Origin of the sequence: Bacillus sp. JJ1532, from assembly GCF_036965085.1 — a bacterium.
Classification (GTDB): Bacteria; Bacillota; Bacilli; order Bacillales; family Cytobacillaceae; genus Cytobacillus.
This window is the reverse complement of record NZ_JBALOW010000075.1, coordinates 19,596-27,730: the sequence shown is the minus strand read 5'-3', so window position 1 is coordinate 27,730 and position 8,135 is coordinate 19,596. Positions and strand designations below refer to the sequence as shown.

The 8,135-nt window shown below is 36.6% G+C and carries 8 protein-coding genes and 1 pseudogene; all 9 read left to right on the top strand.

Features of this window, described 5'->3' with window-relative positions; genetic code table 11:
* Positions 1 to 644, top strand: a 644-nt coding sequence (locus V7122_RS21095) for a COG1470 family protein (protein WP_335528856.1), incomplete at its 5' end; no start/stop codon positions are given.
* A 481-nt stretch (positions 645 to 1,125) separates the two neighbouring features.
* Positions 1,126 to 1,204: pseudogene (locus V7122_RS25825) on the top strand (peptidylprolyl isomerase); the annotation flags it as partial.
* A gap of 1,193 nt (positions 1,205 to 2,397) precedes the next feature.
* The gene (locus tag V7122_RS21085) at positions 2,398 to 3,363 is read left to right on the top strand and encodes a tRNA dihydrouridine synthase (RefSeq protein ID WP_335347424.1); all 966 of its coding nucleotides are present in this window, start codon (positions 2,398 to 2,400) and stop codon (positions 3,361 to 3,363) included.
* 243 nt (positions 3,364 to 3,606) lie between these two features.
* Positions 3,607 to 3,954: a VOC family protein gene (locus V7122_RS21080; RefSeq protein WP_335347427.1), complete on the top strand. Its 348-nt coding sequence runs from the start codon at positions 3,607 to 3,609 to the stop codon at positions 3,952 to 3,954.
* Between the two features lie 73 nt (positions 3,955 to 4,027).
* On the top strand, positions 4,028 to 4,807 hold the full coding sequence (locus V7122_RS21075; protein WP_335347426.1) for a PhzF family phenazine biosynthesis protein: 780 nt from the start codon (positions 4,028 to 4,030) through the stop codon (positions 4,805 to 4,807).
* 255 nt (positions 4,808 to 5,062) lie between these two features.
* A complete protein-coding gene (locus V7122_RS21070) occupies positions 5,063 to 5,398 on the top strand; it encodes a DUF6054 family protein (protein WP_335347423.1) in 336 nt (111 codons plus the stop codon).
* Between the two features lie 435 nt (positions 5,399 to 5,833).
* Positions 5,834 to 6,775 (top strand): AraC family transcriptional regulator, encoded by a 942-nt coding sequence (locus tag V7122_RS21065; protein ID WP_335528852.1) that lies wholly within the window; start codon positions 5,834 to 5,836, stop codon positions 6,773 to 6,775.
* A 14-nt stretch (positions 6,776 to 6,789) separates the two neighbouring features.
* Positions 6,790 to 7,188 carry a DUF1761 domain-containing protein gene (locus V7122_RS21060; RefSeq protein WP_335347421.1) on the top strand — a complete coding sequence of 133 codons (399 nt, stop codon included), beginning with the start codon at positions 6,790 to 6,792 and terminating at the stop codon, positions 7,186 to 7,188.
* A 161-nt stretch (positions 7,189 to 7,349) separates the two neighbouring features.
* Entirely contained in the window at positions 7,350 to 8,126 is a 777-nt protein-coding gene (locus tag V7122_RS21055) for an SRPBCC domain-containing protein (RefSeq protein WP_335528849.1), read from the top strand.
* Positions 8,127 to 8,135: the final 9 nt, after the last annotated feature.

Sequence of the window (8,135 nt, the reverse complement as noted above, 5' to 3'; positions counted from 1 at the left end):
AACACAAAGACAATGACGGCGTACTTCGTTATCAGGTTGCTGTCCGTAACACGGAGGGCTCAGGTGCCTTTAAACGCGGAGTAAATGTAAGCGCTGGCACTGTACAACCTGCCGTACAGGACAAAGTGGCAGTCTATCATTTTAATGTTACTAATACCGGCGATGCAAAGGATCTTATTCGCATCAACGCTTCTGCAGGTGATGATTGGACAGTTCAACTTGATCACAACGTACTTGCTGTGGAACCCGGAGCAACTGTCGATGTACCGGTATACGTGATAATTCCGAAGGGCAAGGAAGCTCCAGCAAACCTTACCTTTACGGCTACTTCAGAGACAGACTCTAATCAAAGCGTTACCGAGACCAATCTTATGACAGGTAACCTAAGCGCAACCGGTCTAAGTTCTGTTATTGATAGCTTTGCCAACGAGGGAGCCTTCAAAGCAGGTGCAGCGCAAGCATTGAAGGCACATTTGAATTCCGTCGATCAATTTGAAAAGAAAGGATCTGCGGATAAGGTTGTCAAACACATTAATGATTTTAAAGAATTCCTGGATCTTAAAAAAGATGCGAATCAAATCTCCGCAAAAGCGTATAACAGTTTGAAAGCGTATGCTGATGCAATGATTGAGATCTGGCAATAGGTTAGATTCACTGTTCAGAATATACCTCCTGTGCCGGGGATGACCTGTTACGGGGAGTAACGAGCTCAAAAACTTTTAAAACGTGAAGATGGGAAATCAATGAATAGACTTCTCTATCAAACTTGAACTAGGGTAAGGTTTCATTGTTCATATCCATTTTCTCGATTTTGTGAGTTTATGATACTCATAGGAAACAAAAACAATAAAATGGCCGGGACAGTAGGCGAACTGTCCCGCCTCATTTAAGCAGGAAAACCCAATTGGTATTATTGGTTGATTTATTCTTTCCCTGTATTGTTACGTTTTTAAAATATCCATAAAAATATCGAAGGCATTTTAAAGCTTATTCAGCTTTTTATTTAGATGGTAAACCAAGGTCAGATCCGTCAGCGACAATGACTTTGGGAAGTTGTCAAAAGTAGGAGTGAAGATAAATGAAGAAAATGATCCCCAGTTTTAGCCATTTTTTCATTGTCTTGCAGCGGCTATGAAATTGAAAAAAGGTGAAGTGAGCGAGCCGGTCAAGACAGTATTTGGTTATCACATCATCAAGGTAACAGATAGAAAGGAGACACCATTAAGCGAGGTGAAAGATCAAATCAAACAAGCGCTTATGGGAAAAGACGCAAAACCGATACAGGAGATATTAAACAATTTGAATAAAGAAATTGAGATAAAAGAAGATGCATTTAAGGATGTAGAACCAAAACAACCAAATATGCCCCCTCAAAGTTAAATGTTCAGCCATAAGTAGTTATTGTGATTATCGTTGAACTTTACACCAATTACATAGTTATCTATGCTAATAAAGATTGTGATGAGTCTTAATTCGACGTTCGAATTGCCTTTCAAAATTGGTACCCTTAGGTCATTGAGAAATATTAAAGCAACCAAAACGATTGGGCTCGGGTGATGCAAGTTCCGGGGCCTTTTTATTTTGCTTGCCTAGTAACCCGTTAATTACTAGATGGGGAGAGTCAAATCCGAGTAAGTGTTCGGTGGCTTTCTGGCGACTGATGGAAAATGGCCTAATAGGACTTGATATCCTATTGGATGGAATTTTACTATTGATTTAGTTGCAAAAGGTAGGATGCGAATAAATAAAAAAATATGACTCACCAGCACCTCATGTGTTGCACATACATTTTGCACACGTGGAGTGAGTTTCACAACTCATTTTAAAGAAGAAAGGCAACTAACCCTCTGGGGCGTTGTCTTTTTACGTTTCCTGTAACGGATTTACAAAGATGTATTGAATATGGACAATGGACAGTACCATCGTGGTTGCAAGTGGTATTCTCAACTAGAAAAGTAAGAAAAAAGGCGTTAATTCTTAAGATTAGGACATCTTTTAGTTTTGCCTAATGTTAATAGCATGGTTCTCGTTGTCACATTAAAATTTCTTTTATGAAGTAGTTTATAATGAGACCCGGTAAAGGAGACAAATTATTGTTAAAGTGAAATAACACCTAAAACGGTTGTTTCTACATATTTAGGTAAGGAAGTAAGGGTATTTCAAACAATAAGCAGCAGAAACCAGGATTAATACTTAACCTCTGTCCCAAGCTATCGCATCTTACTGATTTTCTTAGCACTTTTCATGTTGAACTTAAGGTTTATAATGTTTAAAATTTTCTATAGTTTGATAAAAAGTGCTTAAGCATGGTATATGTTTTAAAAGAAGCAGGCACATTCTTGCAATGTAAATTTGAGACGAGAGTTTAACTCTTATAAGAGAGGTTTGAGTTTATATATGATAGATAATTTTTGGAGTGAATTACCAAGACCGTTTTTTGTACTTGCACCAATGGAAGATGTGACCGATGTTGTTTTTCGCCATGTGGTGAGTAAAGCAGCCAGACCTGATGTGTTTTTTACAGAGTTTACAAACTCGGAGAGTTATTGTCACCCAGATGGGAAGCAAAGTGTGCGTGGGCGTTTGACTTTTACAGAAGATGAACAACCTATTGTGGCTCATATATGGGGGGATAGACCTGAAAACTTTCGGAAAATGAGTATCGGTATGGCTGAACTAGGATTTCGGGGTATTGATATCAATATGGGCTGTCCTGTACCTAATGTGACATCGAATGGGAAGGGAGCCGGTCTGATTCTTCGTCCGGAAGTTGCAGCAGATTTAATACAAGCAGCAAAAGCAGGAGGACTGCCTGTAAGTGTGAAGACAAGGCTAGGTTACACGGATGTGGAGGAGTGGCAGGCGTGGCTAACGCATATATTGAAACAGGACATCGCCAATCTTTCTATTCATCTGCGTACAAGAAAGGAAATGAGCCAAGTCGATGCTCATTGGGAGCTGATTCCGGAGATAAAGAAACTTCGTGACGCGATTGCACCGGATACGCTGCTAACAATCAATGGAGACATTCCTGACCGACAAACTGGGCTACAGCTCGCTGAACAATATGGTATTGATGGAGTTATGATCGGGCGAGGTATTTTTAAAAATCCTTTTGCTTTTGAAAAAGAGCCAAAAGAGCATAGCAGTAAAGAATACCTTGATCTTTTAAGACTGCAGCTTGATCTTCAAGATCAATATGCGGAAGTACTGCCACGTTCAATCTCAGGGCTTCATCGCTTTTTCAAAATTTATGTCAAAGGATTCCGTGGAGCAGGTGAATTAAGAAATCAATTGATGAATACGAAATCAACAGATGAAGTGCGTGCATTGCTTGATAACTTTGTGCTAGAGAATGATTAATAATATCTAAGGTAAACTCTACCACATACATCACAATTCAAGTCATTTGGAAAATGTCGCAGAGTTTGAGTTGAAAAATAAATAAGGTGAAAAAAGAAGTCTAGCGATAGACTTCTTTTTTTGGTGAAATAACAATAATGCCTTTTTACCTATCTGTATGAAGAAGGAATTTATTTTTATTTCTTGAATTCCTAATTTAAAGGAAAAATAAAAGAAATTAGAGATGGGAGCGAGTTTATTATGATGATAAAAGGTATCGGAGGAATATTTTGGAGGACTAAAAATCTAGATGCCATAAAAAAATGGTACAGTGAAGTGTTGAAGATTGAAATTGATAATTGGAATGGGACCATTATTAAACCCCATTCAGAAAATAAAACGATATTTTCTTTCTTTACTGAAGATGACCCTTACTTCCCAACAGAACAGCAAGTGATGTTAAATTTCCAAGTTTATAATCTAAACGAGACTATTGAGCATTTAGAACAAATTGGTGTACCTCTTGTAAAGGGAAAAGAAGTTAGTGAATATGGTAAGTTTATTTGGATTAAAGATCCTGAAGGCAGACTGGTGGAGCTATGGGAGAAATAACGGGTTGTCATTATTCATATTTTGTTGAATAAATGGGTGCCTAGTTTAAGTGAACAACAAGGAGATTAAGAAAATGAGAATCCCGATATATCAGGTTGATGCTTTTACAAATGAACAATTTAAAGGAAACCCAGCGGCAGTATGTCCATTAAACGAATGGATAGAAGATAATTTAATGCAAAAGATTGCAGCAGAAAATAATTTATCTGAAACCGCCTTTTTTGTAAAAAAAGATGATGTATATGAGTTAAGATGGTTCACTCCAATAGGGGAAATAGACTTATGTGGACACGCAACATTAGCGTCTGCTTATGTAATATGCACTTATTTAGATGAAAATTTAAAGAATGTAAAGTTTCATACAAAAAGTGGACTTTTAGAAGTATCGAGGGATGGCGGTTTATTTACATTGAGTTTTCCTTCTAGAGAAGGAGAAAAATGCGATACTCCAGAGGAACTTATTAAAGGTTTAGGTAAAGAACCTAAAGAGGTCTATAAGGCAAGAGACTATTTGGCGGTATTTGATACAGAACAAGATATTTTAGGTCTTGAATTAAATATGGATGAACTAAAAAAACTAGATGGTTTTGGTGTAATAGTGACAGCTAAAGGGAAAGAAGTAGATTTCGTATCAAGATTTTTTGCACCAAAGGCAGGAATAGATGAAGACCCCGTTACTGGTTCTGCTCATTGTACACTAGTTCCGTATTGGAAGAATAAATTGAATAAAAATGAATTTGTCGCATTGCAATTATCAGAAAGAGGCGGAAAGCTATATTGTACTGATTTAGGTGAAACGGTAAAAATGTCTGGAGAAGCTGTATCTTATTTAGAAGGATATATAAATGTTTAGGGAAATTTGTTTAACAAATTAAAAACTTTTTGACGGGTGCTATTCTTCAAGAAAGAGAATAGCATTTCTTATTGTAGGGGGGCAGGTTTATTCAATAATAAATCACAACAGGGATCAGGCTTTACTGTGAGTCTACAGTAAAATATTGTTAGAAATATTAATATTCAATAAAATTAATCAATACAAGAAACCGAGGATAATGAACAATCGTATTATATAGCGAAAAAATTAATTATGGGGGAGGATGGGGTAATCATGGCAAAGTATGAAAAGACAATTGTTGGTCAATTTGAGAAAGTGGTTAATCATTTGGAAAACGATATTGGTAACAGCGGAATAAGTATGAGATTAGTTGATGAAAGCAACTACGCTATTGGAGAGACTAAAATAGCAGTTCGGGTTTATGATAAATACTTTATGAGAAATGGAAACAGAGCGAGTTTGAGCCTTACTGTAGTAGGTAATAACAGTAATACTTTTATTTCAGCAATTGGTGCTGGCGGGGGACAAGGTGTTTTTTTAAACTTTAGTCTTGGTGCCGAAGATGATATGGTGGCAATAGTACAAAGAAGTATAGAAGAAATGGAATAATACTTAATTTTATTTTTAATCATAGTTTCCTCATAATGCGAAGTATATATTAATTCGAACCCTACTTAATTGTGTATCGAAGATTGTGAAAAACAAAAAAGCTTGATTCATAACCCTGAATTAAGCTTTTTTATTTCTATACGAGAATTCCAATTGATTTTTCAATTTCCTTCGACAAAGTATATTAATACTTAAGTGATGACAGCCAAGATATGTTTTTTGAACCTCCTTCATATCCGATTTTTGTTTACACCGTGTTTGAGCAACTTCTAATAATTTCAGCTCTAATGGCTTCTGCTTCCTTTCGATCTCATAATCCTTGTGGTATCTAAATAGAAAACTTTTGAATAAACGAAATTAAAAAGAGTGATAATATTAGAATTGGAAAAATGTAATACAACGGATTGAAAGTGAATCAATTAAGGAGATATGGATATGGTAGTGAAAGAACAGCAAAAACAAATCAATAGAGTTCTTGAATTTATAGATGAACATCTAAACGAATCACTTTCTCTTGAAAAGTTAGCTAAAGCCTCAACCTATTCGGTTTATCATTTTCAGCGTACATTTAAAGCCATTACGGGTGAGACACCTGCCGGTTATATTAAAAGACTACGGCTTGAGAATGCTGCCCATTTTTTAATTTATGAGCAGCAAATTCCTATTACTCAAATTGCATTCATGTGCGGATTTTCGTCACTGTCCTACTTTACTTATTCATTTAATGAGTATTTTAAGACGAGTCCTAAGAAATGGCGTGAAGGAGCCTATTTGGAACGGTTTCCAAGGGAGTACCAGGATAGCAAGAAATCTAAACTTTTTAGCAATAATATGAAAGAAGAAAATCAAAGCAACACATATAATGAGTTTAAATGGTTGGACTTGACCAAAGTAAAAATAATTGAAATGCCCGTTTGCGCAACTGTAAATAGACAAAGTGTCGGCCCTTATACACGTGGGATTCCTGGTGTTTGGGAGGATATTTATCATTGGTCAAAGTCTAGAGATTTACTAAATAACAATACGTTTCTATTTGGAGTTCCTAGAAATAACCCATATATCACCCCACCTGAAAAAAGCCGATATGATTGCCGTATTGCAATAAATGAAGAGGATCTTTCAAAAGTAGATGATGAACTTACTTATCTATTTAAGGGTGGTAAACATGTCGTCTATGAATTTGATGAGCCCGTAATGTATAGTGAGAGAAGCAAATTAATAGAGTGTTATTCGGAGTTATACAGTTTTTGGCTGCCGAAAAGTGGATACAGATATTTGGGAAATCCAATCGAATTGGTCGAACTTGAGCCAATAGAAGGATCGCTTTCAATCGAATGCAAAATTAAGGCGATTTGTTTAGCAATAGAACCGAAATAGGAGGAAATCATTTAATGTTCATTGATTTTGGAAGCCTTCAGTACCTGCCCATAATCGTGGGAGGAATTGTTTATATGGTTTACGGAGGAATTTATTACTCTGTCGTTTTATCAAATAAAAACAAGAATCAAAGTATTCTTGGAAATCAAAGCGCCGGTCCATTTAAATATATATACTCTATCATCCTTGCATTTATTAATTCATTCTTAGTAGGTGTACTCATTCAATCAGTCGGGTCCGATCATTTTCTAGCAGGAGTAGGAATCGGTTTCATCATAGGCTTAATGATTTCATTGGTTTATTTGAAAAATACGTTATTTGGTTTAATGTCTAAGAAGTCATTTCTGGTTGCAATAGGAGACCATTTAATCATATTCACACTGCTTGGTACGATTCACGGATTTTTCATGTAAGAGTTCAATAATTAAGATGAAGAGGACAAACTAAGATTTGTTCTCTTTTTTTATCTTTGTAGCGTTGACTGGTGTTAATCAAAATGTTACCATAAGGTCACATGATTAACACGTGACTTTTTAGTCACGTGTTAATAAATTTTAATGAAAGGATCGATTGGATGGACGAAGAACTCTCAACCGTTTTTAAAGCATTAGGGCATCCGATCCGAAGGAGAATTCTCGATATTCTTAAGGTTTCACCGAAAACAACTGGAGAACTAGACGACTATTTTCCGGAAGTAACCAGGTATGCCATTATGAAGCATTTAAAGATTCTAGAGGATGGGAATTTGGTGGTAGTACGGCGTGAAGGAAAGTATAAAAGGAATTTCCTTAATGCCATACCTCTTCAAGAAATGCATAACCGCTGGGTAGGTAAATATATGCAAACTACTGCCAGTTCGCTGTTAAACTTACGGGCGGCAGTACAAGAAAAAGGAGGAAATAATACGATGGAAACAAAGAAGGATTTTCGAATTGAACAGGAGTTATTCCTGGAAGCATCACGCGAAGAGGTTTTCAAAGCTTTAACTGAAACGGTGGAAGACTGGTGGGAATTTCGTCTAGCTCCAAAAGGAGTAACATCCCACTTTACATTTGATCCCGTCCCTGGCGGACAATTTATTGAAAAATGGGGTGAAACTGAAGGAGCAATCTGGGGGAATGTCTATTATGTAAATGCTCCTGCAGAAATTCGCTTGCATGGCCATCTTGGCATGCAAGGAGCGGTAAACAGTGCCTATACGTATCGTCTTCTTGAAAAAGAAGGAGGAACATTGCTTCAACTATCCCATACAGCCTCTGGTGTAATACAAGAGCATTGGGAAGAGGAGCACTCCAAGGGCTGGAAGTATTTACTTGGAACTTTACTTAAAAATTACGTAGAAAAGAAATAAAGTAGGAGG